We start from the raw sequence: 559 nt of genomic DNA, 5'->3' as shown, positions 1-559 counted from the left end.
ATATTATGTTTATGCAAAGTTTTAACGAAACCACTCGCTACTGTATCATAATATTGTTGTTTTGATTCCCCTGCATCTGATAGATCTTCTAAAGGTAAAATGAGATATAATTTTTCAATTTCTTCTTGATTGTTTACTACATAATCAAATAATGGATTATCTTTGATTCTAAATACCCGGTTAAGAATAACTCCTAAATGCATATTTTGTCCCCTAATCTTCTGGATTTAAAGTAACATTTTATTGGAATATTAGTTACTACTAAGCTACCTTGCTTTTTTTAGCATTATTAAATTGAATTAGCTTATATGAAATATTTTCTTTGTATAATACTTCTTTATTTATACCCTACTTTCCTTATATGTAAATATAAAGGCTTTAGAACATTATTCACTCAAATTCAGGGTATAATTCAAAAAGAGGTGAATTTAATATGAATAAAGATAAAGTACTTTATAAAATAGAAAATATATTGAATCAATCAAGAATTGGTGTCTTATCAACTGCACATAACAACGTGCCTAATAGTAGATATATGGTTTTTTATAATGATGATCTT

At 25.8% G+C, this 559-nt stretch carries 2 pseudogenes; one reads left to right on the top strand and one right to left on the bottom strand.

Annotated features, from left to right (window positions below):
• Positions 1 to 203, bottom strand: a pseudogene (locus ACF91D_RS31510) (cryptochrome/photolyase family protein); the annotation flags it as partial.
• 230 nt (positions 204 to 433) lie between these two features.
• Here ACF91D_RS31510 and ACF91D_RS31505 point away from each other — a divergent pair.
• Positions 434 to 559: pseudogene (locus ACF91D_RS31505) on the top strand (pyridoxamine 5'-phosphate oxidase family protein); the annotation flags it as partial.

This window comes from Staphylococcus sp. 231237_7MaSpsaltlick, assembly GCF_043107035.1.
The sequence above is the reverse complement of the archived record's forward strand: the minus strand, read 5'-3'. Positions and strand labels throughout refer to the sequence as shown.